Consider the following 25,184-nt stretch of genomic DNA (forward strand, 5'->3'; position numbering starts at 1 on the left):
GAAATGGCCGCGAGTATACCAGCCGCCCGTCTATCCCCAGAAGCAGCCAGAAACCATCGAAAAATCCGCAACCTGCACGGGTGTCACAAGGTTTTTCTGCTAGTGTCCAAACCATTGACAGCTCAGCGACATCGGACAGGAAGACGGGAAATGGATGTGCGATTGCCTTTAATGAGCGCCGGGGTTTGTCTGGCTTTGCTGCTGAGCGGCTGCTCACCCAGCGATGACAAACGCCAGGTCAGCCTCGAGGAAAAAACCGCGCAGTTCGAGAAGGCTCTGGATGCCATTCAGGACCCGAAACTCAAGGATGTCGTGGCCGAACTGGGTGGCTCGCTGCTGTTGCTCGAGCGTGCACAACTCAAACTCGACAGCAAACCCGTGGCCACCGAGTACGGTGAAGACGTCCTTGCGGTTCTTAAGCACTATCCAACGCCTCAGGCGCTGGTCGACACGTACATCAACGGCCTCATTGTGCTGCACAAGGATTCCAGCTCCGATTACCTGACCGACCTGCAACCGGTGTTCCCCTTCAACTTCGACATTCCGGCCGCGTTTCTCTTTCCCCATGGCCTGGAATGGCAGTCGGTGACACTGAGCAACAAACGCGTGATTGCGTTCCAGCCAGAATGGTCGGAAACCGACCCCGGCATTCAGCTAAGCCCGTCGAGCTCCAATCTGACCAATCCCGATGACCTGACAGTGACTTATCCGTTCATCGATGGCCTGGACGTCGAAAACAAGCACCAGCCGCAGCCGGTCAGCCTGCAAGGCAAGGTAGAAGTCATTGCGCCACGCAGGCTTTATAGTTTCGACCTGACGAAAAAGGACGTTGGCCAGACCCGCACCAACGACAACCTCAGCGTCACCTTGCTGAAACTGACAAACAACTACGCCGAGATCGAATTCAACAACAGCGCACCGCTGGCACCCGAGGTCGGCGAAACGCCACTCAACCCGCTGATCGTCCAGGCCAGGGACGCCACCGGGCAATTTCTTTCGCGCTCCGGTTCGATCAACGAAACCGCCGCACAAATTGCCTTCTATCAAAATCAGCTCGCAAAAATGCAGCAACAAAAAGCCTGGAGCGAAACCTTCGAAAAACAGCTCTACGAAGAGCAGCGCGCCTTTGATAAGCAACAAAAAAACCATTACTCCAAGGTCTATTTCAACGGGCCGATCGAGACCCTTGAAGTCAGCCTGCTCGACTTCTCGGCGGCCACGGTCACACGCAAGGACCTGGACCTGACAGTCCGTCGCTTCGACCAGCACACCACGGAGAAAACCATCCAGCCACTGTCCTTGCCGGTGGTGGTATACGACGATCACGCCCCGACCTGGCTCAAAGGTGCGACGCTGAGCGAGGAACAACTGAAAAAGAGCGTCAGCATCCGTCAATCGGTGGACGACCCGAGCGCCGCGCGCATTGAGTTCGACCACACCCGAAGTTTCAACGATGAGCTGTTGGGTACATCCTTCAACCCTGGGGACAGCCCGGTCAGCTTCTTTACCGAGGACAGCAGTGGTAAACGCGATGAGCCGATCGAGCTACCGCCAGAGGCGTACCAGATCGATCCCCTGCGCGGCATCATCACTTACGATCTGAACCTGTTTGCGCAAACGCCGGCCTACGCGGTGGGCTCCATGCCGCTGTTCCTGGCGACGGTCGACAAGCAGACACTCGACGCCCATCAACTGCCCAAAGGCCTGGAATTGAAAGGCAATGCGCTGGTGGTTGATCTGAAGCTGTTTCCCGCCCAGGACTGGCGCTTTTTCGCCAGGGACGATAGCGGTCACTACCTCAAGGAGATCCTTTCGGTCATTCACGACGCGAGCGCAGAAGGCCCGGCGTTATTCGGTGTGCATTACTTCTATGGCCAGCCCACTCGTCTGGAAACCTATCAGCGAACCGATCTCACCACCGTGCAATATGGTTTCGAGGTCAAGCTCGACAAGGCTGATACGTCCAGCCTTGACCAGTAGCCCTCTCAATGGTCGGGGCGAAACTCGAAGCCGCCCAGGTTGCGGCAACGGCCGCCATTGATTTCCCGCAGCTGGGCTTGCAGGTGCAGGCACCAGATTTGTGGATCGTCGGCCAGCTCGTAGCCGTGCAGGGTCAGGCTTTCAACAATGGTGTCGAGGATAGACTCAGCCACGAAGGGGCCATGAAACGGGCCCTGGGCCTTGATGGCTGATGGTTGTTCGCCGGCCATTCCGGCGGCAAACAGCAAGGTCCACATGCCCGTATCGCCAGCCAATGGCTTGATGGCGCATTCGATACGAGTCACAAGACCCAAGCATTGACGGGTGAGGCAGAGGTTGCGCGACATGGCGGCGACCCTCGGTAGATCCGGTATTCAGCTCCCACGGGAGAACTGTCTCGATCCAGTGATTACTGTCGATGTCCTTGAGCTCAGAATAGAAGAAAAGTCTGACCAGCACGTCAACTGAGACCAGAAGGCGCCGAATGGTCATTGTGTGAATGTTGACGTCAGAGTGATGGCACTTTTGATCACCCCTAAAACCCGTAGGAGCCGAGCTTGCTCGCGATAGCGGACTTTCAGTCAACAGAGATGTTGATTGTCAGTCTGTCATCGCGAGCAAGCTCGGCTCCTACAGGTGTTTGTGTCAGGCCGGTTTTGCTTCGACCAGCGCTTCCTGCGCTGCTTCTTTCTCGGCTTCTTTCAGGTCTTCTTCGCTGATCATTTCCGCAATCACCCGCAAGCGTTCCACCACCCGCGCATTCACGCTGCCTTCAGGGAACTCGCCATTCTCATCCGGCGCACCGGCGGGCTCGCCGACCAACAGGCTCAACGCCTCATCGGCCTGACGCACTGCGTAGACATGGAATTGCCCCGCACGCACCGCCGCCAACACCTTCTCGTCCAGCATCAGCGTGGCCACGTTGGCCTGAGGAATGATCGCCCCCTGCTCACCGGTCAGCCCGCGAGCTTCGCAGAGGCGGAAGAAGCCTTCGATCTTCTCGTTGACCCCGCCCACCGCCTGCACTTCACCGAACTGGTTGATCGAACCGGTGATTGCAAAGCACTGCTTGAGCGGCGTTTTCGACAAGGCCGAAATCAACGTGCACGCCTCACCCAGCGACGCACTGTCGCCATCGACGTAACCGTAGGATTGCTCTAGCGCGATGCTTGCGGAAATCGCCAGCGGGAATTCCTGAGCGTAACGGCTGCCCAGATACCCGGTGAGGATCATCACGCCTTTGGAGTGAATCGGCTGGCCGAGGTTAACTTCGCGCTCGATGTCGACAATGCCGCTGCCGCCCGGATAGACCGTGGCGGAAATCCGCGCTGGCACACCGAACGCCGAGTCACCGACCTCCAGCACCGTCAGCCCGTTGCACTTGCCGACCGCCGCGCCATCGGTGTCGATCAGGATGATCCCGGCCAGCATGTCATCGAGAATTCGCGCCGAAACGCGCCCGGTGCGAGTGGCCTTGGCCTTGAGCGCACGCTCGATGTGCCCGGCGTCGGTCATTTCGTCGCCCGCCAGCTGACGAATGAAATCCGCCTCGCTGACCAGTTGGAACAGGTCTCCGATCCGCGCCGACAAACGTCCCTGATGCTCAGCCAGACGCGCGCTGTACGTCGCCAGGCGCGCCACCGCGTCGGCGGTCAGCGGCGCCATGCCTTCCTCGGAGGTGCGGGTTTTCAGTAGCTGGGCGAACTGTTCCAGGCTCTCGTCGACCATCGGGATGTCTTCGTCGAAATCCACCAGGACGCGGAACATCTCCTGGAAGTCCGGATCAAGGTCTTGCAGCGTGTAATACAGCTGCCGGGCGCCGATGATGACGACTTTGACCTGCAACGGAATGTGTTGCGGTGTCAGGGTCACGGTGGCCAGGCGACCCAGCTCACCCAACGGCGATTCCATTTTCAGCTTGCGCGATTGCAGGGCGCGTTTGAGCGCATCCCACACGAATGGCTCGCTGAGCATTTTTTCCGCTTCAAGGATCAGGAAACCGCCGTTGGCGCGGTGCAGCGCGCCCGGGCGCAGTTGACGATAAGTCGTGTAGAGCGCGCCCTGATCGGTGCTGTATTCGATGCGGCCAAACAGGTTTTCGTAAGTCGGGTGCGGTTCGAACACCACCGGCGCACCGCCGCTGGACGAATGACCGACCACCAGACTCGGCGCGTATTGCTCTTCCAGCATCTTGCGGGCAACGGCGTCGGCTTTGCTGTCGTCCACCAGTTGCTCGACCACGGTTTTCAGCAGATAAACCTGCATCGCCTGCAGGTAGCCGCACACCGCCGCGTTCTCGGCGTATTTCTCCGACAGCGGCGACAACAACGGCTGCAAAGCCAGGGTGATGGTTTCTTCGTTGAGGTGGCGCAGTTGATTGCTCGACTCACGCTTCCATTGCGGCAGGCTGGCGAGCTCTTCGTTCAAGCGCTCTTCCAGACCGGAAATGTCTTCGTGAAAACGCTCGCGATCGGCTTCCGGCAACTGGGCGAATTCCGCTTCATCCAATGCCTTGCCTTCACTCATCGGGGTAAAGGCGATGTTGCTGGCATCGCGGTAAAGCGCGACTTCTTTCTCCAGCGCCAGGCGCTCGATGATGTCCAGCGCCTTGTCGTAGCGCTGGTTGAAAGCGCGGTCGATGGCGCTTTTCTTCTGCTGGTAGGACGGGTGTTCGAACACAGCCGGAAAAGTCGCCAGCAGGTTGTCGATCAACGCGTTGATATCACCGATGAACGCGCCAGCGGTGCCCGAGGGCAACTCCAGGGCGCGAGGCTCGCGGGGCTCATCGAAATTGTTGACGTAGACCCAGTCCGCCGGGGTTTGCAGGCGTTTGCCCTCGGCCTTCAGGTAGCGTTTGACGAACGAAAACCGGCCGGTGCCAGGCTCGCCCATGACGAATACGTTGTAACCGGGGCGTGGCATGGCCACACCGAACTGCAAGGCTTCGACCGCACGTTCCTGGCCAAGCACACCGCGGAAAGGCTCCAGATCATTGGTGGTAGAGAAGCTGAACTGTTCAGCGGAAAACGGACGGGTCAGCGCTTCGGGCGCTAGACGCAAGCTGGCAGCAACAGGATCAGGCATCGGGCTTCCTTACATCAGGCGGGGCAGATAGCGGCATTCTGGCGCTGCCCATACCCCACTGGCAAGGCGCGCCTTTAGCCAAAGCATAGCTAAACGGTTATCCCCAGGCGGACCGGGTCTAAATCAACGTTTTCAACGAATATTTCGCAAAATGTCACGGAACCCTTGGAACGTGCCTAAACTCCAAACTGCGCGGCTGGAACAATAACCGGCCCACTGGCGCCAGATCGGGCCAGACCCCTTGTCCATTGGTATGCACATAAAAGAGAACAAAGCTATGAAACGGATTCTTCTCGGTACTCTCTTCACCGCTGTATCCCTCAATGCCATGGCTCAGGCGCCAGGCGGCCCGGATTGCGGCTGGGGCAACATGCTGTTCGAAGGTCAGCGTGGCACCCCGGCTCACTTCCTGGCATCCACCACCAACGGCACTTCCGGCAACGCAACCTTCGGTATGACCTCCGGTACCAACGGTTGCTCGACTAATGCGTCGCTGACCTATGGCGGCAAATCCTGGATTGCCATGAATGGCATGATGAACGAGCTGTCCGAAGACATGGCCAAGGGTCAGGGCGAAGCGCTGACCACTTACGCCGTGGTACTGGGCGTGGCGCCGGAAGACCGTGCGCACTTCGCCGCCGTCACTCATGAGCACTTCCAGCAGATCTTCAGCAAGGCTGACGTGACCGCTGACGACGTGCATACCAACACCCTGGCCGTTCTGAAGAGCGATCCGCGTCTGGCCAAGTACGCCACTCAAGCTTAAGCTCGACCCGCCCGTTCCTTTCGGGGAGCGGGTTTTATTTTTTGGACCTGCCCCTTTCTTTGGGTCTTTATTCTCGAATTTCTAAGTTGCCCACTATGCTCAAACGCCTTGCCTGGTTGGCGCTCTGTGTCTGCGCCCCGCTGTCCGCCGCGCCACACATCGACAATCAACGTTTGCAGCAACTGGCCAATGACCCCTTCTGGATTTCCCTCGGTCATTACGAAACCGCCAAGCTGGGCGGCTGGCGCAGCTATGTCAGCGACAGGAAGTTCTTTCTGGCGCCCGACGGCAATGAACATCCCGACCGTGAACTGGCCGCCACCGTGCAAGCGCTGTACGCCCCGGCCACTGCCGGTGAGCAACACGCACAATGCGTCTACCCGGCGCGTACTCGTTGGCTGAAAGCACAACTCAATCTGACCGATCTGCCACCCCTGGACTGCGCCGAGTTCAAGCAATGGTTCAAGGATGTCTCACCCCACAGCGCGGTGATGATTTTCCCGGCGGCGTATCTGAACAGCCCGTCATCGATGTTCGGCCACACCCTGCTGCGCATCGATCAGGCGGGTGTGCAGAGCGACAAGACGGCGCTGCTCAGCTACGCGATCAACTTCGGCGCCTACATCGAAGGCTCGGACAACAGCATCCTGTACGCCTGGAAAGGCTTGATGGGCGGCTATCCGGGCCTGTTCGCGCTCGTGCCGTATCAGGAGAAACTCTCGGAATATCGCAGCCTCGAGAACCGTGACCTGTGGGAATACCGACTGAACCTGACGCAGCAAGAAACCGAACGCATGGTCGAGCATGTCTGGGAGCTCAAGCAGATCCAGTTCGACTATTTCTTCTTCGACGAAAACTGCTCCTATCGCCTGCTGGAGCTCTTGCAGGTAGCGCGCCCGAGCCTGCGACTGACCGAACAATTCCCGTTGACCGCAATTCCAACCGACACCGTCAAAGCCGTGAAAGAAGCAGGCCTGGTGGAATCCATTCAATACCGTCCGTCTCGCGAGCGTGAGCTGCTGAGCCGCGCCGAGCCGCTGACTGATGAAGAACAGCAGTGGGTGCTGAAAGTCAGCGCCGACCAGAAACAATTGCAGGAACCTGCGTTCAAGGTGCTACCACGCGCGCGCCAGGCGCTGATCATCGACGCGGCTTACCGACTCGAACGCTACCGTGCCAACGGCCAGGAGCGCGACCCGCAACGGGCGCAACGCAGTTTCGAATTGCTGCGGGCGATCAACCAGAACCCGCCCCCCGAGCTGGACATTCCGCAACCCGGCCTGCCAGAGGACGGCCATGAATCCCGCACCTGGCAGGCCGGCATCGGCACCCGGGGCGACAAGGCGTTTGGTGAATATGGCCTGCGCATGGCCTATCACGACCTCAACGACAACTCGGAAAGCTTTCCCCTCGGCGCGCAGATTGAAATCCTGCAGATGAAACTGCGCCAGTACGAAGGCAATCAATGGCAGTTGCAGCAACTGGATCTGGCGACCATTCGCTCCCTGACACCGCGCAACGAGCTGCTGCAACCGCTGTCGTGGCAAGTCACGGGAGGCCTTGAGCGGGTGCCGGGCAAACATGACGATGAAACCTTGGTCAGCCACGTCAACGGCGGTGGCGGCGGCACCTGGCAGTTGAGCGAGGACATGCTCGGTTTTGCCTTGGGCACGGTGCGCGTTGAGCACAACAATGACTTCGCCGGTTTCATCGCGCCGGCGGCAGGTTTCAACAGCGGCGTGCTGTGGAAGAACCCGCTGGGCAATTTCAGCCTTGAAGCCAAAGGCGATTTCTTCACCAATGGCGAAGTGCGTCGTAGCGTGAGTCTGAATCAGCAGTGGGAATTGTCGCGCAACCTCGGTTTGCGCCTGAGCGCCCAGCGTGAATTCAGCCACCTCGCCTCCCCGGAAAACGAAGTGATGCTTGAGGTGAAGTGGTATCACTACTGACTCAGCATCACCGCGGTTCCCCTGTGGGAGCGAGACCGGCTTGCCGGCGATGGCGGAGTGTCAGTCGACATCAACGTTGGCTGATACACCGCCTTCGCTAGCAGGCTAGCTCCCACAGGGGGATAGTCGTCACCCAACGGATTAATCACGGGCTTTTCACAATCACCTCACGAATCCGCCCCTAGACTTCTCCCATAGGCCGTTGCACGGCCGGGAGTCCGAGATGTGGCGTTGTGTGGGTGTGGTGGCTGTGTTGATGTTGATCGCGGGCTGCGAGACGACCCACGAAGACCTGATCGCCAAGGGTTATCCACCGGCCTTCGCCGATGGTTTCGACGACGGCTGCAGCAGTGGCCGGCAAGCTGCCGGGGCGATCACCGGTGAGTTTCGCAAGAACGTGCCGCGTTATCTCAAGGACAAGCAATACGCCGAAGGATGGAGCGATGGTTTCCGCCAATGCCAGGCCATGCGCGAAAGCGAAGACCGCGAGGACTATCGCAGCCACCATTGGGACGAGCGTGAAAGAGCCTGGCAGCAACAGAAAGACCAGGGCGCAGCCCGTGCGTTTCGCTCGCAATGAGTCGCTTCCAGACATGCGCCGAAACTAAAAGACAGTGACCATGGCCCAAACCCTATAACGGGAGAAAACCATGAGTCGCGCCTTCGTCAATGAAGATAACGCTGCTGCACAAGCCGATCAGCCAGTCGAACGGCAGGTCAGCGCGCAGCCCAATTACGTCACGCCTGCTGGCCTGGCGCAGCTTCAGGCGAAAGTCGCCGAGGTGCAAAACCTGCTCAATGAACAGAGTGCGAAGGGTGAACTGGCGGACAAACAGCGCCAGGCCGACCTTGAGCGCGACTGGCGGTATTTCAATCAGCGCCTGCAAAGCGCTCAGTTAGTCGTACCGGCCTCCTCGACCAACAAAGTGCAGATCGGCGCCTGGGTAACCTTTGCCGATGAACAGGGCAACGAACAACGCGTGCAGTTGGTGGGCGAGGATCAGGCGAATGCCGCGAGCGGGCTGATCAATTGGGGCTCGCCGCTGGGGCGGGCATTGCTGGGCGCACAGGTGGGCGATGAAGTGGTGTGGAAGCGGCCGGTGGGGGATTTGGTGATCGAGGTTCTGAGCGTAGAGATCGAGTGATCTTCAGTCCGCCATCGCTAGCAGGCTAGCTCCCACAGTTGATTAGTATCGATCACATAACCCCTGTGGGAGCTAGCCTGCTAGCGATGGTCGCGCCGCGGTGTAACTGAAGCCCATAAAAAAACGGAGCCCCCGAGGGCTCCGTTTTTCATGCAACCAACCTGAAATCAGGCCAGTTTCTTGTGCCGTACCCGATGGGGCTGGGCAGCCGCTTCGCCGAGGCGTTTTTTACGATCGGCTTCGTACTCGGAGTAGTTGCCTTCGAAGAACACCGCTTGCGAGTCGTCTTCGTACGCCAGGATGTGGGTCGCGACGCGGTCAAGGAACCACCGATCGTGAGAGATCACAATGGCGGCGCCCGGGAAGTCCAGCAGGGCTTCTTCCAGGGAACGCAGGGTTTCAACGTCGAGGTCGTTGGACGGTTCGTCGAGCAGCAGGACGTTACCGCCCTCCTTCAGGGTCAGGGCCAGGTGCAAGCGACCGCGCTCACCACCGGACAGGTCCTTGACGAACTTCTGCTGATCGCCGCCCTTGAAGTTGAAGCGACCGACGTAGGTACGCGACGGAATCTCGTAGTTGCCGATGCGGATCTGATCCGAACCGTCGGAGATTTGCTGGAACACGGTCTTGCTGCCATCCAGATCTTCACGGCTCTGATCGACACAGGCCAGTTGCACGGTTTCCCCGACTTCGATGCTGCCCGAATCCGGTTGTTCCTTGCCCATCAGCATGCGGAACAGGGTGGATTTACCCGCGCCGTTACCGCCGATCACGCCAACGATGGCGCCTTTAGGCATAGAGAACGACAGGTTGTCGATCAACACGCGATCGCCGTAGCCCTTGGAAACGTTCTTGAACTCGATGACCTTGTCGCCCAGGCGTGGACCGGCCGGGATGTAGATCTCGTTGGTTTCCGAACGCTTCTGGAATTCCTGCGATTGCATTTCTTCGAAGCGTTGCAGACGAGCCTTGGATTTCGACTGGCGGGCCTTGGCGCCTTTGCGCACCCACTCCAGTTCTTCCTTCATGGCTTTTTCGTGAGCCGACTGCGACTTGGATTCAGCCGCCAGACGGTCGGACTTGGCTTCGAGCCAACCGGAGTAGTTGCCCTCGTAAGGGATACCGGCGCCGCGGTCGAGCTCAAGGATCCAGCCAGCGACGTTGTCCAGGAAGTAACGGTCGTGCGTGATCGCAACAACAGTGCCCGGGAAGTCGTGGAGGAAATGCTCCAGCCAGGCGACGGAGTCGGCGTCCAGGTGGTTGGTCGGTTCGTCGAGCAGCAGCATGTCGGGGGCGGACAGCAGCAGGCGGCAAAGGGCCACACGACGCTTTTCACCACCGGAGAGGAATTCGACCTTGGCGTCCCAGGCCGGCAGACGCAGCGCATCGGCGGCAACTTCCAGTTGACGATCCAGGTTGTGACCGTCGCTGGCTTGCAGGATGGCTTCGAGCTTGGCCTGTTCGGCGGCCAGTTTGTCGAAGTCGGCATCTTCATCAGCGTAAGCCGCGTAGACCTCGTCCAGGCGCGCCTGGGCGTTCTTGATCACGCTGACCGCTTCCTCGACCACTTCACGCACGGTTTTGGTCGGGTCCAGGATCGGCTCTTGCGGCAGGTAGCCGATGTTCAGCTCCGGCATCGGACGGGCTTCGCCCTCGAACTCGGTGTCGACGCCAGCCATGATTTTCAGCAGCGTGGATTTACCCGAACCGTTAAGGCCGAGCACGCCGATCTTGGCGCCTGGGAAAAAGGACAGCGAAATGTTTTTCAGGATTTCCCGCTTCGGCGGAACAACTTTGCCCAGCCGATGCATGGTGAAGACGTATTGAGCCATGGAGAACCTTGGGTCAGTGACAGATGAATGATTGGAGCGCGGGCGATGCCCGGCCAGGCCGTGCGCGTCGACGATTGACAGGTATCAATGCTGCGCGCTGAAAAAACCTGATTCTAGGAGCTGGAACGCTCCCGCGTAACAGGCAAAGCTACCTGAATGACGAGAGGCAGTCCAGCCGGGAGGGACTGGCACTTTGCCACAACTCAAGGCATGCTAGCCGCCCTCCGGGCGTCCGGCTTATAGTGCACGTCGCGCCAGTCCAGCCAAACCGCAGGATTACAGTTTGTCCAATGTCACTCCGCCCCTGATCCCCCGTGCGCCGACTGTTGCGCCTGGCTCCCCCCTGCGCGGAACCTTGAAGGGTGCGTTGGCGGCACTCGTGCTGTTGCTGCTCGCCCTGCTGTTCTGGCAACTGCTGGATCAACTGCATGAAACCCAGAAAAACCAGCGCCAGTACACCATCGACTACACCGCCGATCTGGCTGCGCAAGTCAGCCTGAACATGTCGCTCAACGCGCAGATCGCCCTCAACCTGCTACCGATCGTCGAACAGCCACAAAGCGCCGACGAACAGCAGGAGCTGCTTCGCAAGCTGCAAAAATCCTTGCCCGACCTGCTCAGCCTCGCGTTGTTGAGTCCCTCCGGCAAAATCCTCAGTGACAGCGCCGCCGACAGCGAAGACGCTGACTACCTCGCCGAGCTGGTTCGTCACAGCCGTGCCCAGGCCCACTATTTCAGCAACGCCGATAACGGTTCGATGGTGCACTTGCTGCTGCATCAGGCCAGCGGCAGCACTCGTGGCTACTGGGCCCTGCGTTTGAAGCCGACCTTTTTCTCGTCACTGACCCAACAGAACGAAACCGGTATCCGCCCAATGTGGCTGGTGGAAAACCGCTTCAATCACCAGGTCATCAGCCGCGATGAATCGCTGCCCTTGGCCAAGCCGAGCGAACTGACCGAAGACGATGTGGCCAACAGCGTGCTGACGGTTCCCCTGAGCAGCAGCGACTGGCAATTGCGCGGTTTGTTCGACCGTAAACGCGTGATTGAAGAACTGTTGCCGGCGTTCATCGGCAAGTGCCTGTTGGGGCTGGCGCTCTCCCTGCTGCCGCTGATTGCTTTGCTGAACATGCGCCGCCGTCAGCGCCAGGTGACTGAAGGTCGTCGACGCTACCAGGATATTTTCGAAGGCACCGGCGTCGCGCTGTGTGTACTTGACGTGTCGGGACTCAAGCATGCGTTCGACAAAGCCCGGTTGCACAGCAGCGAACAACTGCGTGGCTGGCTGGAATCTGCCGAACAAAGGCATCAATTGCTGCAGGAACTGCGCATCACCGAGGTCAACCAGGTTGCCCTGCAACTGCTCAACGTCAACACCTGCGAACAAGCCTGGAAACTGCTGATCGAGGGCAATCCGCTGGACGGCACCGCCATCGGCAATCAAGTGCTCGACGCGGTGCTCAACCAGCAGAAACAGCTTGAGCTGGAGATAAAACTCCCGGACGCCAATGGCCGCGACCAGCACTTGTGGCTGGTGCTGCGCCTGCCGGAAAACCAGGATGACTATAAAGCGGTGATCCTGAGCATCAGCGACATCACCAGCCGCAAACTCATCGAACTGTCGCTGCTCGAGCGTGAAGGGTTCTGGTCCGATGTGGTGCGCACGGTGCCGGATCACCTGTACGTGCAGGACGTGATCAGCCAGCGCATGATCTTCAGCAACCACCACCTGGGCCAGACGCTCGGCTACGACCGCACCGAGCTGCACCAGATGGGCGAGTACTTCTGGGAAATCCTCCTGCACCCCGAAGATGCCGACTACTACCACCGTTCGCGCCAGACCCAGCGTCACGCGGGCTACACCCAATTGCTGCAATGCCAGCTGCGCTTCCGTCACCGGGACGGTAACTGGCGGCGTTTCGACATTCGTGAGCAGGCGCTGGCGCGGGACAAGCATGAACAGGTCACGCGGATCATCGGTGTGGCCAAGGACATCACCGAGCAGATCGAAGCCAGCGAGTCCCTGCGCGACAGCGAGCAGCGTTACCGGATGCTCGCCGAAAGCATCAGCGACGTGATCTTCTCCACCGACAGCAAGCTCTCGCTCAACTATGTCAGCCCGTCGGTGCAGGCCGTGCTGGGCTACGACGCCGACTGGATCTTCCAGAACGGCTGGCAGACGACCATTGCCAATCCTCAGCAATTGTCCGGCATCTACGGCCTGATGGACCGCGTCAGCAAGGCGCTGGACAAACCCGAGCAACTGGCGCTGCTGCGCAACCAGGTGCAAACCCAGCTGTTCCTCTTCGATTGCCTGCGGGCCGACGGGCGCAAGATTCCTATCGAGTTGCGTCTGGTGCTGGTCTGGGACGAGCACGGCGCCTTCGAAGGCGTGCTCGGTGTCGGTCGCGACATTAGCCAGCAACGCCGCGCCGAGAAAGACCTGCGCATGGCGGCTACGGTATTCGAACACTCGACGTCGGCGATCCTGATCACCGACCCGGCGGGCTATATTGTCCAGGCCAACGAAGCGTTCAGTCGCGTGAGCGGCTATGCGGTGGAGCAAGTGCTCGACCAGTTGCCGAACATGCTGACCGTCGACGAGCAGCAGGAAGCGCATCTGCGCTATGTGCTCAAGCAATTGAATCAGCACAGCACCTGGGAAGGCGAAGTCTGGCTCAAGCGGCGCAATGGCGAGCATTACCCGGCGTGGGTCGGCATCACGGCGGTGCTCGACGACGAAGGCGATCTGGCCAGTTACGTGTGCTTCTTCAGCGACATCAGCGAGCGTAAGGCCAGCGAACAACGGATTCACCGCCTCGCCTATTACGATGCCCTGACCCACCTGCCCAATCGCACGCTGTTCCAGGATCGCCTGCATACCGCGCTGCAATCGGCGGAACGGCAGAAATCCTGGGTGGTGCTGATGTTCCTCGACCTGGACCGTTTCAAACCGATCAACGACTCCCTGGGCCACGCCGCCGGCGATCGCATGCTCAAGGAAATGGCCACGCGCCTGCTCGGTTGCGTCGACGATGACGACACCGTCGCGCGCATGGGGGGCGACGAATTCACCTTGCTGCTGCAACCGCGCATCAACCGGGAAATCGCTCTGAACCGGGCGATTCACGTGGCGGAGCAGATCCTCGCCAGCCTCGTGAAACCATTCGTGCTCGAAGGCCGAGAGTTTTTCGTCACCGCCAGTATCGGCATCGCCCTGAGCCCGCAGGACGGCAACGAACTCAGTCAGTTGATGAAGAACGCCGACACCGCGATGTACCACGCCAAGGAGCGCGGCAAGAACAACTTCCAGTTTTATCAGGCCGACATGAACGCCAGCGCCCTGGAGCGCCTGGAGCTGGAAAGCGACCTGCGCCATGCCCTGGAGCAAAACGAATTCGTTCTGTACTACCAGCCGCAGTTCAGTGGCGACGGCAAACGCCTGACCGGCGCCGAAGCCTTGTTGCGCTGGCGTCATCCGCGTCGCGGGCTGGTGCCGCCGGGGGACTTCATTCCCGTACTCGAAGAGCTTGGGCTGGTGGTGGATGTCGGCGACTGGGTGATCAGCGAGGCCTGCCGTCAGCTCAAGACCTGGCATCAGGCCAAGGTGCGGGTGCCGAAGGTGTCGGTGAACATCTCCGCGCGGCAGTTCTCCGATGGCCAGCTCGGCACGCGGATCGCCACCATCCTCAAGGAAACCGGCCTGCCGCCGGCGTGTCTGGAGCTGGAACTGACCGAAAGTATTTTGATGCGCGAAGTCAGCGAGGCGATGCAGATTCTCGCCGGGCTGAAAAATCTGGGGCTGAGCATTGCCGTCGATGACTTCGGCACGGGTTACTCGTCGCTGAACTACCTCAAGCAATTCCCGATCGACGTGCTGAAAATCGATCGCACCTTTGTCGACGGATTGCCGTCAGGTGAGCAGGACGCACAGATTGCCCGGGCGATCATCGCCATGGCCCACAGCCTGAACCTGGCGGTGATCGCCGAGGGCGTGGAAACCCATGAGCAGCTGGACTTCCTGCGTGAGCATGGCTGCGATGAGGTTCAGGGGTATCTGTTCGGGCGTCCGATGCCGGCGGGCCGGTTTGAAGCGCAGTTCAGTAATGATGCGCTCTTCATGTTCGACTGAAGCGCAATTATTGTAGCGAGGGAGCTTGCTCCCGCTTGAGTGCGCAGCGCTCACAAGATTTTTGGGGCCGCTTCGCTGCCCAGCGGGAGCAAGCTCCCTCGCCACAGGCCGGCACATTCACCGCTGATCCCGTCATGAAGCCCACTTGTCTGCGACATGATCTCCTTTCATATGCCATCTAAAACCCATTGGGTTAGAATGCCCCCCTTTTCTGCCCCGATCCTTGAGGACCGCCATGTTCAGCCGTGATTTGACTATTGCCAAGTACGACGCCGATCTCTTTGCCGCCATGGAGCAAGAAGCTCAGCGCCAGGAAGAGCACATTGAGCTGATCGCTTCGGAAAACTACACCAGCCCTGCGGTGATGGAAGCTCAAGGCTCGGTACTGACCAACAAGTACGCCGAAGGTTACCCGGGCAAGCGCTACTACGGTGGTTGCGAGTTCGTCGACATCGTCGAGCAACTGGCCATCGACCGCGCCAAGGAGCTGTTCGGCGCCGATTACGCCAACGTTCAGCCGCACGCCGGTTCGCAAGCCAACAGCGCCGTTTACCTGGCCTTGCTGCAAGCAGGCGACACTATCCTGGGCATGAGCCTGGCCCATGGCGGTCACTTGACCCACGGTGCCAGCGTTTCTTCCTCCGGCAAGCTGTACAACGCCGTTCAGTACGGCATCGACGCCAATGGCCTGATCGACTACGACGAAGTCGAGCGTCTGGCGGTTGAGCACAAGCCGAAAATGATCGTGGCTGGTTTCTCTGCCTACTCGCAGATCCTGGACTTCCCGCGCTTCCGCGAAATCGCTGACAAGGTGGGCGCCTACCTGTTCGTCGACATGGCCCACGTGGCCGGTCTGGTCGCCGCTGGCGTCTACCCGAACCCGGTGCCTTTCGCTGACGTCGTGACCACCACCACCCACAAGACCCTGCGCGGTCCACGTGGCGGTTTGATCCTGGCTCGCGCCAACGCCGACATCGAGAAGAAGCTGAACTCCGCGGTATTCCCGGGCGCCCAGGGTGGCCCGCTGGAGCACGTGATCGCCGCCAAGGCGATCTGCTTCAAGGAAGCGCTGCAGCCTGAGTTCAAGGCCTACCAGCAACAAGTGGTGAAAAACGCCCAGGCCATGGCCAGCGTGTTCATCGAGCGCGGTTTTGACGTGGTTTCCGGCGGTACAGAGAACCACCTGTTCCTGCTGTCGCTGATCAAGCAGGAAATCTCCGGTAAAGACGCTGACGCCGCTCTGGGCAAAGCGTTCATCACCGTGAACAAGAACTCCGTGCCAAACGACCCACGCTCCCCGTTCGTTACTTCCGGTCTGCGCTTCGGTACTCCGGCTGTAACCACTCGCGGCTTCAAGGAAGCAGAGTGCAAAGAGCTGGCCGGCTGGATCTGCGACATCCTGGCTGACCTGAACAACGAAGCGGTGATCGACGCCGTTCGTGAGAAGGTCAAGGCCATCTGCAAGAAGCTGCCGGTGTACGGCGCTTAATTGCAGCGCTGAACCGCAGTCATAAAAAAACCGGCCAGTGATGGCCGGTTTTTTTTCGTCCGGGTTTTGAGTGGATCAGGCAGCAACCGGTTTGGCGAACGCCTGCCGGGTAGATCGCCATCGCAGGCAAGCCCTAATTTGTAGGAGCGAGCTTGCTCGCGATGGACTCAAGAGCGCCGCGTTTAGCCAGTAAACACGCGTTTTCGTTAAAGACCCTCGCGAGTAAGCTCGCTCCTACAGCGATCTCTGGTGTTTATGGATTCCGTAACCACCACAGCCCCTGTGGGAGCGGGCTTGCTCGCGATGGCGTAATCTCTGACGCAGGTATATTAACCAGCTGCCACCCGCGAAAACCCTTCGCGAATCTTCTCTTCCGGCAAATCATCAGCAATAAATACGATCACGCTTTCACGCGCCTCGCCGTCCGCCCACTCCGTATCCCAGTCGAATCCATACAGCTTCAGAACCCCCTGAAACACCATGCGCCGCGGCTCACCAAGGATGTTCAGCACGCCTTTGTAGCGCAGCAGTTGCTTGCCATGCTCTTCCAGCAGTTCGTTCATGAACTCGCTGAGCTTGTCGATATCCAGCGGCTTGTCAGTGCGCAGCACCAGGCTGGAAATGCGGTCGATGGAAGGCGCCTTGCTGACCGGGCGCAAACTCACGCCGCCACCGAGGTCGGCATTGAGATTGAAACCACGCACGTCAAGCAATTCGGCGAGGTCGATCTTGCCGTGGTCGACCACGCGGATGGGCGCGCGACGGTTGATGCGGGTCAGGCGTTCGCTTAACGCGGTGAAGGTTGGCTCGTCCACCAGATCGCGCTTGCTCACCAGCAAGCGGTCGGCGAAACCGATCTGTGCCTGGGCGATGGTTTGGGTCAGATGAGTGTCTGCGTGCGCCGCGTCGACCAAGGTAATGATGCCATCGAGGATGTACCGCTCGCGCAGTTCTTCGTCGATGAAAAAGGTCTGTGCCACGGGTGCCGGATCGGCCAGGCCGGTGCACTCGATCACCAGACGGTCGAAGGCGATTTCACCGCTGTCCAGGCGCTCGAGCAACAGGTACAGCGCCTTGGTCAGGTCGGTGTGGATGGTGCAGCAGACGCAGCCGTTGGACAGCGTCATCACTTGCACCGGCTCATCACCCAACAGTTGGGTGTCGATGCCGGCGTCGCTGAATTCGTTTTCGATCACGGCGATTTTCAGGCCGTGCTCGGTTTTGAGCAGGTGACGCAGCAGCGTGGTCTTGCCGGCGCCGAGGAAGCCGCTGAGGATCGTGACAGGGATGGGAGAGGACAACTGGAGTCTCCTGTTTCACAAAATTAAAGTATCAACACAAAATAAATGTGGGAGCTAGCCTGCTGGCGATGGCGGACTGTCAATCAACAGTGATGTTGAATGTTCAGCCGCCATCGCTAGCAGGCTAGCTCCCACAGGAATAGCTGTTAACCCGACAACCGGGTCAACAGCACTTCGGCCCACCCTTGCCACCGTAACGGGCTTCCTGACGCTCCCGGAAGAACATCTCGTAGCTCATCACCGGTTTGTCCGGGTGTTTGGTCTGCATGTGCTCGACGTAGTTGTCGTAGTCGGGCATGCCGACCATCAGGCGCGCAGCCTGACCGAGGTATTTACCGAGGCGACTCAGGTCATTGAACATGCTGCATTCCTCGATTTACGCATCCGGCAGCGCCTGGAACGGTGCTTCTTTATCCGTACGCTCCTTGGTGCCCCAGGCGGAAATACCGACCTTGAGCGCATAGAACAGGATACTGAAGACCACGAACAGGAACAGCGCCGTCAGCGTTGCGTTGGTGTAGGCGTTGAAGATCACGTGTTGCATCTGAGTGATGTCCTTGGCCGGGGCGAGGATCTGACCGTTGGCCAGCGCATCGCTGTATTTCTTCGCCAGCGACAGGAAGCCGATCGCCGGGTTGGCGTCGAACAGCTTGATGAAGCCCGCCGTGGTGGTGCAGATCAGCAGCCATACAGCGGGCAGCATGGTCACCCAGACGTAGCGTTGGCGTTTCATTTTGATCAGCACGACGGTGCCGAGCATCAGCGCGATACCGGCCAGCATCTGATTGGAGATACCGAACAGCGGCCACAAGGTGTTGATGCCGCCCAGCGGATCGATCACGCCCTGATACAGCAACCAGCCCCACATCGCCACACAACCGGCGGTGGCGATCAGGTTGGCGGTCCAGGATTCGGTGCGTTTCAGCGCCGGCACGAAGGAGCCGAGCAAATCCTGGAGCATGAAGCGTCCGGCACGGGTGCCGGCGTCTACTGCGGTCAGGATGAACAGCGCTTCGAACAGGATCGCGAAGTGGTACCAGAACGCCATGGTGTTTTCACCCGGCAACACACTGTGCAGGATTTGCGCGATACCGACCGCCAGGGTTGGCGCACCGCCGGCGCGAGCCAGAATGGTGGTTTCACCGATGTCCTTGGCCACCGCTTGCAGCGCTTCCGGGGTGATTGCAAAGCCCCAGCTGCTGACCGTTTGCGCCACAGCCATCACATCACCGCCAACGACAGCAGCAGGGCTGTTCATGGCGAAATACACGCCAGGCTCGATCACCGACGCGGCAACCATCGCCATGATGGCCACGAAGGATTCCATCAGCATGGCGCCGTAACCGATGTAACGGGCGTTGACCTCGTTATCCAGCAGTTTCGGCGTGGTGCCGGAGGAGATCAGCGCGTGGAAACCCGAGACCGCGCCACAGGCGATGGTGATGAACAGGAACGGGAACAGACCGCCCTTCCACACCGGGCCGGTGCCATCGACGAACTGGGTCAATGCCGGCATTTTCAGCTCTGGCATGGTGATCAGGATGCCGATCGCCAACGCGACGATGGTACCGATTTTCAGGAACGTGGAGAGGTAGTCACGCGGCGCCAGAATCAGCCAGACCGGTAACGAGGCGGCCACGAAACCGTAACCGACCAGCATCCAGGTAATCTGCACGCCGGTGAAACTGAACGCCTTGGCCCACACCGGATCGGCGGCAATCTGCCCGCCCAGCCAGATCGACCCAAGCAGCAGCAATACGCCGACCACGGAGATTTCGCCAATGCGGCCCGGGCGGATGTAGCGCATGTAGATGCCCATGAACATCGCGATCGGGATGGTCGCCATCACCGTGAAAATGCCCCACGGGCTTTCGGCCAGGGCCTTGACCACGATCAGCGCCAGCACCGCGAGGATGATGATCATGATCAGGAAGCAGCCAAACAGCGCGATGGTGCCGGGGATGCGGCCCATTTCTTCACGGACCATGTCACCGAGTGAACGGCCATTGCGGCGGGTGGACATGAACAGAACCATGAAGTCCTGAACCGCACCGGCCAGCACCACGCCGGCAATCAGCCACAGCGTGCCAGGCAAATAGCCCATCTGCGCCGCCAATACCGGACCGACCAGCGGCCCCGCGCCAGCGATGGCAGCGAAGTGGTGACCGAAGAGAATGTGTTTGTTGGTAGGGACGTAGTCCAGACCATCGTTGTTGAGCACGGCGGGGGTGGCCCGTCGCGAATCGAGTTGCATCACATTGTTAGCGATGAACAGACTGTAGTAACGGTACGCAACCAGATAAATGGCCACGGCAGCGACCACAATCCACAAGGCGTTGATCGCCTCGCCTCGGCGCAATGCCACTACGCCAAGGGCGCACGCTCCCACGATTGCCAGCAGCAGCCAGGGTAGGTGGCGTGCCAGGCTATTATTATTTTTCATTTTATGATTCCAGCCAGGGTGGACAAGAAAGACAGCCACCCCGAGTTTAGCTCTCCTGACGGCAAAGGCCATACCCCGACATTGGTCGAGACGCTTGTGCTGGCTGGCAGGCTTTGACAATGCGGGTCTATAGTCAGCGGACATTCAGAGGATTGCGCCATGAGCGAACACCCTGCCGATCGCCGCCGCTTCAAACGAATTGCGTTCGATGCCCGAACCGAGCTGAGCCAAGGGGAATTTATCTGGCCTGTGAAGCTGATCGACTTGTCCCTCAAGGGACTGCTGATCGAGAAGCCAGAGCCATGGCTGGGTAATCCAGACTGGCATTTCCTGGTTGATATTCATTTGAACGAAGACGTCGAGATCAAGATGGATGTGATGTTGACCCACGATGACCACGGCCAGCTCGGGTTCGTCTGCAAACACATCAGTCTGGAATCCATTGAACGCCTGCGGCGGTTGATTGAACTCAATCTGGGTGATCCGCAGGAGCTGGAGCGGGAGCTTGGCGCGCTTATAGAAGTGTGAACACCATTGTAGGAGCCGGCTTGCTGGCGAAGGCGGCCTTAAGAACAACGCTAGGCCCATCGCCAGCAAGCCGGCTCCTACAAAGGGATTTGGTTTATTCGAACAACGCGTCGAGTGCCTGTTCCAGACGGGTCACGGCAATAATCTGCAACCCCGGTGGCGCCTCCTTCGGCGCATTGCCTTTTGGCACGATGGCCCGTTTGAAGCCGTGCTTGGCGGCTTCTTTCAAACGCTCCTGACCGCTCGGCACCGGGCGCACCTCACCAGACAAACCGACTTCGCCGAACACCAGCAGATCATGGGGCAATGGCCGGTTACGTAAACTGGACATGACCGCCGCCATCAGCGCCAGGTCGGAAGCGGTTTCCAACACCTTCACGCCACCCACCACGTTGAGAAACACGTCCTGATCGTGTGTCGGAATGCCGCCGTGACGGTGCAGCACCGCCAGCAACATCGCCAGACGATTCTGATCCAGCCCCAGTGTGACCCGACGCGGGTTGGCCAGATGGCTGTCATCCACCAAAGCCTGAACCTCTACCAGCATCGGTCGAGTCCCTTCCCACGTCGCCATGACCACACTGCCCGGTACTTCTTCCTGAGCACGCGTCAGAAAAATCGCTGACGGATTGGAGACTTCCTTCAGACCCTTGTCGGTCATGCCGAACACGCCCAGTTCGTTGACCGCGCCGAAACGGTTTTTCACCGCCCGCAGCAAACGCAAGCGACCATCGGATTCGCCCTCGAAATACAGCACAGTGTCGACCATGTGCTCAAGCACTCGCGGCCCGGCCAATGCGCCCTCTTTCGTCACGTGGCCGACCAGGAAAATCGCCGTGCCGCTCTGCTTGGCGTAGCGCACCAGCAATGCCGCGCTCTCCCGAACCTGGGACACGCCGCCCGGTGCCGATTGCAGTTGTTCGGTGAAGATCGTTTGGATCGAGTCGATCACCATGACCTTGGGCTTTTCGACCCGGGCAGTGGCGATGATGGTTTCGATGCAGGTTTCGGTCATGACGCGCAGTTGATCCTGCGGTAATCCCAGACGCCGCGCGCGCATGGCCACCTGTTGCTGGGACTCTTCGCCGGTGACATACAGCGCCGGCATGCTTTTGGCGAGGTTGCACAAGGTTTGCAACAGGATGGTTGATTTGCCGATGCCGGGGTCACCGCCGATCAGCACCACCGAGCCATCCACCAGACCACCGCCCAAGACTCGATCAAGCTCACTGGAAGCGGTGGAAAAGCGTGGGATTTCTTCGACGCTGACTTCGGCCAGGGTCTTGATCTGCGCCTGTTGGCCGGTCCAGCCGGTGCGACCGCTGGGGGCCGCAGCACCGCCGCTTTCGACCATGGTTTCGGTCAAGGTATTCCAGGCCCCGCACTCGCCGCACTGGCCTGCCCACTTGGGGAACGTCGAGCCGCACTCGGTGCAGCCGTACATGCGTTTGGCCTTGGCCATCTGAACTCCCGGCAAAAAACGCGATGATAGCTCAGCTGGACTGGATCGGCGCGAAGCAGTTGCCCAATGAAACTTCAGCCGTAACTTATTCGATTGTCAGAAACGTAGCCTTCGAGTGACAGCCCTACAGAATCTGTACAACTTTGCGCATCGACAGTCCAATCCAGATCCGGATCGTATCAATCAATAAAAAACAAAAACTGTACAAACCTTTTATATCTCGACAGGAGAACGTACAACATAATACCCACAAGCAATAGCTCAACCTGGCACATCAACTTACTGGCGATTTAGTGGCATGCACAACTTATCCGAAAACACCCTATACAATCGAACTAACAATGTAAAATCCCTGCATCCATATTATTCCTTGCAACAAGCCAACATCAAATTCACTGCTCCCCTTTCAAACTTTCAAGCGCTCCTCACTTGCGATAGCCAGCAGTGAATGAGTGACGGGCAGAATGCGTTGGCGCCAATAGAGCATGCCCTCGAATGATGGGATAGTACGGAGAAATCGCGCAGGCATGATGGCGTTTTGTAAACTTTTTCCCGATGACCCGGTCGATTGCAGGCACGCTCTGTAAGCAGTTGTTTCGGGCGAGAAGCCTTTGACTGATTTACACTGCGCTACCAACCTCATCTGTAACAAGGAAATAACCTATGGGCGTGATAAATGAGTTCAAGGCCTTCGCGGTCAAGGGCAATGTGGTCGACATGGCCGTCGGCATCATCATCGGCGCCGCCTTCGGCAAGATCGTTTCGTCGTTTGTCGGCGACGTGGTGATGCCGCCAATCGGCCTGTTGATCGGTGGGGTGGATTTCAGTGACCTGGCCATTACGCTCAAGGCAGCCAATGGGGATATCCCCGCGGTGGTGCTGGCGTACGGCAAATTCATCCAGAGCATGATCGACTTCATCATCGTCGCGTTCGCGATCTTCATGGGCGTCAAAGCCATCAACCGCTTGAAGCGCGAAGAGGCTGTTGCGCCAACACTGCCGCCTGTTCCAACCAAGGAAGAAGAGTTGCTGGAGGAGATTCGCGATCTGCTGAAGGCCCAGAACAATCGGCCTGAGTGACGTGATGCATTCAAGAACGGCGCCTTTGGGGCGCCGTTTTTTTACCAGTAGTTTTCCACCGCTACGTGCCCGGGGCGACGGCTGAGGCTCAAATGCATGCCGCGCTGTTTAAGCAGTTTGCGCGTGTCATCGATCATCTGCGGGTTGCCGCAGAGCATGACCCGCGAATGCTCGGCCGTCAGTGCCACACCCGCCACCCGTTCAAGTTCCCCGTTGTCTATCAGCGTCGTGATCCGGCCATTCAAGGCGCCCGGATGCTCCTCGCGCGTGACGGTGGCGATGAACTGCAGCTTGTGTGCGTACTCGGCCAGATAGTCACGTTGCGCCAACCCCGAGATCAACTCCTGATAAGCCAACTCTCGGGCTTCACGCGCGCTGTAGACCAGGATGATTCTTTCGAATTTCTCCCAGACCTCGAAGTCCTGCAGGATCGACAAAAACGGCGCCACGCCCGTGCCTGTGGATAACAACCAGAGATCACGTCCGTCGGCAAAACGGTCAAGCGTCAGGTAACCAAAGGCCTGACGGTCGACCAGCAGGGTATCGCCCACGCCCAGCCGACTCAGCTCACTGGTGAACTCCCCCCCTGGCACCACAATGGAAAAGAACTCGAGGAACTCGTCATAAGGTGAGGAGACCATGGAATAGGCACGCCACACCGTGCTGCCATCGGCCTTGGTGACCCCCAGCCGGGCGAACTGCCCGGCACGAAAACGAAAGCCTGGATCCCGAGTCGTGCGCAGAGTGAACAGGTTCGGGGTCAATGGCTGGACGTCGAGCAGGGTCTGGCGTGTGAACTTTTCTGCGCTGGCGGTCATGGGGCGCTCCATTGAACAGGTGGCTCCAGTGTCCCGCAAAACATGCGAATTAAACACCGACGGTTTGTAATGCCTTTAATAAGGATCATCAAACAGCAAATTCTCACACTAAGTTTTTCACATTTTTTCTCATAACCATCCAGTTAAAACACTGAAAACCCGGACCATAGTATTTAGCTCGACATTCATTCTTTAATGCTTCGAGCTTTTTTATTAGAACTGGATACTTAGTTTTAATGCGCTAGCAAAGCCAAAAAATCTCACCCTGCATGTAGGATTCATCCTACACTCGTAGCGTGCTGGATCTCGGATCCAATTAGCACCCCAGAGAAGATTGGAAAATGGAGATACATGATGGAGCGGTGGAAGGAGTTTCAACTCACCCAATTGTCGAAAACGACGGATATAGAAAACGCCTACCGGGTTGCACTTGGATTTGCGAAAAATATCGGGTTTAAATTTTTTGCCTTTTCAACTACTTATCAAACGCAAAACAACCAGTTCAATACCATCCGGCACAACAATTACCCGCCCGACTGGAACCAGGAATATGAACGAAAGAATCTGCGTTCAATAGACCCGGTGGTAGCCCATTGCAATCACTCCATGTTGCCCATTCTATGGAGCGAAAACCTTTTCTCCAAGGCTCCTTCACTGTGGGAGGCCCTTGTAGCGCAAGGTTTGGAGCACGGCTGGTCACAATCGTTTCACGACGAAAAGAGTGGCTTGTGCAGCATTCTGAGCCTGGCCAGGAGCCACTCTCCAATCAGCGCATTGGAGGTGTATGAGAATGTTGGCTTTTCAGTGCTCATGTGCAGTCATCTCCATGGGTTGGTCGCACAATCGTTGCCCAAAAAACCGGCGAGACCGGCACCCCCGCATCTATCACCACGCGAAATTGCCGTATTGGAACTCGCAGCAACGGGCAAGACAGCAGAGGAAAGCGCCAGGATTCTTAACCTCAGTGCCCGTACCGTCCATTTCCACACGCAAAGCTGCATCGAGAAACTCGGGGTCTGCAACAAGATCTCGGCAATCATCGCCGCCATCAAGGCCGGCTACCTGGACAGCGCTTCGATCCGTTGATCATTAAAACCTGCGAGTAATCCAAAAGAAAAAAACGTACCATCTGCGACGCCTCCAGAGTGTTGACGTGTGAATCTTCACGACGCAGT

General features: G+C 58.7%; 18 protein-coding genes. 10 read left to right on the plus strand and 8 right to left on the minus strand.

The window, feature by feature from the left end; all coding sequences use genetic code 11:
• The first annotated feature begins 150 nt into the window (after window positions 1-150).
• Window positions 151-1,980, plus strand: coding sequence for a hypothetical protein (locus tag KJF94_RS22535; RefSeq protein WP_214378904.1), 1,830 nt, complete (start codon window positions 151-153; stop codon window positions 1,978-1,980).
• 5 nt (window positions 1,981-1,985) lie between these two features.
• On the opposite strand, the gene KJF94_RS22540 is transcribed toward KJF94_RS22535, so the two are convergent.
• Window positions 1,986-2,327, minus strand: coding sequence for a PA4575 family protein (locus tag KJF94_RS22540; RefSeq protein WP_017340866.1), 342 nt, complete (start codon window positions 2,325-2,327; stop codon window positions 1,986-1,988).
• A gap of 298 nt (window positions 2,328-2,625) precedes the next feature.
• Window positions 2,626-5,064, minus strand: coding sequence for a Lon protease family protein (locus KJF94_RS22545; protein ID WP_214378906.1), 2,439 nt, complete (start codon window positions 5,062-5,064; stop codon window positions 2,626-2,628).
• A 277-nt stretch (window positions 5,065-5,341) separates the two neighbouring features.
• Between KJF94_RS22545 and KJF94_RS22550 the strand changes: the two genes are divergently transcribed.
• The 4 genes from KJF94_RS22550 to KJF94_RS22565 all read left to right on the plus strand — a co-directional run bounded on the left by KJF94_RS22550 (window position 5,342) and on the right by KJF94_RS22565 (window position 8,924).
• Complete coding sequence (locus tag KJF94_RS22550; protein WP_017340868.1) at window positions 5,342-5,830, plus strand: DUF3015 domain-containing protein; 489 nt, start codon at window positions 5,342-5,344, stop codon at window positions 5,828-5,830.
• A 95-nt stretch (window positions 5,831-5,925) separates the two neighbouring features.
• The gene (locus tag KJF94_RS22555) at window positions 5,926-7,779 is read left to right on the plus strand and encodes an Lnb N-terminal periplasmic domain-containing protein (RefSeq protein ID WP_214378908.1); all 1,854 of its coding nucleotides are present in this window, start codon (window positions 5,926-5,928) and stop codon (window positions 7,777-7,779) included.
• 223 nt (window positions 7,780-8,002) lie between these two features.
• Entirely contained in the window at window positions 8,003-8,359 is a 357-nt protein-coding gene (locus KJF94_RS22560; RefSeq protein WP_214378910.1) for a hypothetical protein, read from the plus strand.
• Between the two features lie 70 nt (window positions 8,360-8,429).
• The gene (locus KJF94_RS22565) at window positions 8,430-8,924 is read left to right on the plus strand and encodes a GreA/GreB family elongation factor (RefSeq protein ID WP_214378912.1); all 495 of its coding nucleotides are present in this window, start codon (window positions 8,430-8,432) and stop codon (window positions 8,922-8,924) included.
• A gap of 167 nt (window positions 8,925-9,091) precedes the next feature.
• Here KJF94_RS22565 and ettA read toward each other — a convergent pair whose 3' ends face one another.
• Window positions 9,092-10,756 carry an energy-dependent translational throttle protein EttA gene (gene ettA / locus KJF94_RS22570; RefSeq protein ID WP_214378914.1) on the minus strand — a complete coding sequence of 555 codons (1,665 nt, stop codon included), beginning with the start codon at window positions 10,754-10,756 and terminating at the stop codon, window positions 9,092-9,094.
• 283 nt (window positions 10,757-11,039) lie between these two features.
• Between ettA and KJF94_RS22575 the strand changes: the two genes are divergently transcribed.
• Window positions 11,040-14,888 carry a sensor domain-containing protein gene (locus KJF94_RS22575; protein WP_214378916.1) on the plus strand — a complete coding sequence of 1,283 codons (3,849 nt, stop codon included), beginning with the start codon at window positions 11,040-11,042 and terminating at the stop codon, window positions 14,886-14,888.
• 235 nt (window positions 14,889-15,123) lie between these two features.
• Window positions 15,124-16,377, plus strand: a complete 1,254-nt coding sequence (gene glyA / locus KJF94_RS22580; protein ID WP_017340875.1) for a serine hydroxymethyltransferase — start codon at window positions 15,124-15,126, stop codon at window positions 16,375-16,377.
• A 329-nt stretch (window positions 16,378-16,706) separates the two neighbouring features.
• Here glyA and yjiA read toward each other — a convergent pair whose 3' ends face one another.
• The 3 genes from yjiA to KJF94_RS22595 form a co-directional block, all read right to left on the minus strand.
• Complete coding sequence (gene yjiA / locus KJF94_RS22585; protein WP_214378918.1) at window positions 16,707-17,678, minus strand: GTPase; 972 nt, start codon at window positions 17,676-17,678, stop codon at window positions 16,707-16,709.
• Between the two features lie 163 nt (window positions 17,679-17,841).
• Window positions 17,842-18,039, minus strand: a complete 198-nt coding sequence (locus tag KJF94_RS22590) for a YbdD/YjiX family protein (protein ID WP_007895266.1) — start codon at window positions 18,037-18,039, stop codon at window positions 17,842-17,844.
• Window positions 18,040-18,054: 15 nt separating this feature from the next.
• Window positions 18,055-20,121 carry a carbon starvation CstA family protein gene (locus tag KJF94_RS22595; RefSeq protein ID WP_214378920.1) on the minus strand — a complete coding sequence of 689 codons (2,067 nt, stop codon included), beginning with the start codon at window positions 20,119-20,121 and terminating at the stop codon, window positions 18,055-18,057.
• Between the two features lie 159 nt (window positions 20,122-20,280).
• Here KJF94_RS22595 and KJF94_RS22600 point away from each other — a divergent pair, with 159 nt between their 5' ends.
• Window positions 20,281-20,649: a PilZ domain-containing protein gene (locus KJF94_RS22600; RefSeq protein ID WP_214378922.1), complete on the plus strand. Its 369-nt coding sequence runs from the start codon at window positions 20,281-20,283 to the stop codon at window positions 20,647-20,649.
• A 94-nt stretch (window positions 20,650-20,743) separates the two neighbouring features.
• Here KJF94_RS22600 and radA read toward each other — a convergent pair whose 3' ends face one another.
• On the minus strand, window positions 20,744-22,111 hold the full coding sequence (radA, locus tag KJF94_RS22605; RefSeq protein WP_008040321.1) for a DNA repair protein RadA: 1,368 nt from the start codon (window positions 22,109-22,111) through the stop codon (window positions 20,744-20,746).
• Between the two features lie 663 nt (window positions 22,112-22,774).
• On the opposite strand from radA, the gene mscL reads away from it, so the two are divergent.
• The gene (gene mscL / locus KJF94_RS22610) at window positions 22,775-23,191 is read left to right on the plus strand and encodes a large-conductance mechanosensitive channel protein MscL (RefSeq protein ID WP_214378924.1); all 417 of its coding nucleotides are present in this window, start codon (window positions 22,775-22,777) and stop codon (window positions 23,189-23,191) included.
• Between the two features lie 41 nt (window positions 23,192-23,232).
• Here mscL and KJF94_RS22615 read toward each other — a convergent pair whose 3' ends face one another.
• Window positions 23,233-24,009, minus strand: coding sequence for a ferredoxin--NADP reductase (locus KJF94_RS22615; RefSeq protein WP_214378926.1), 777 nt, complete (start codon window positions 24,007-24,009; stop codon window positions 23,233-23,235).
• Window positions 24,010-24,363: 354 nt separating this feature from the next.
• On the opposite strand from KJF94_RS22615, the gene KJF94_RS22620 reads away from it, so the two are divergent.
• Entirely contained in the window at window positions 24,364-25,095 is a 732-nt protein-coding gene (locus KJF94_RS22620; protein ID WP_214384941.1) for a helix-turn-helix transcriptional regulator, read from the plus strand.
• Window positions 25,096-25,184 lie beyond the last annotated feature (89 nt).

Source organism: Pseudomonas hormoni (assembly GCF_018502625.1).
Lineage (GTDB): Bacteria > Pseudomonadota > Gammaproteobacteria > Pseudomonadales > Pseudomonadaceae > Aquipseudomonas > Aquipseudomonas hormoni.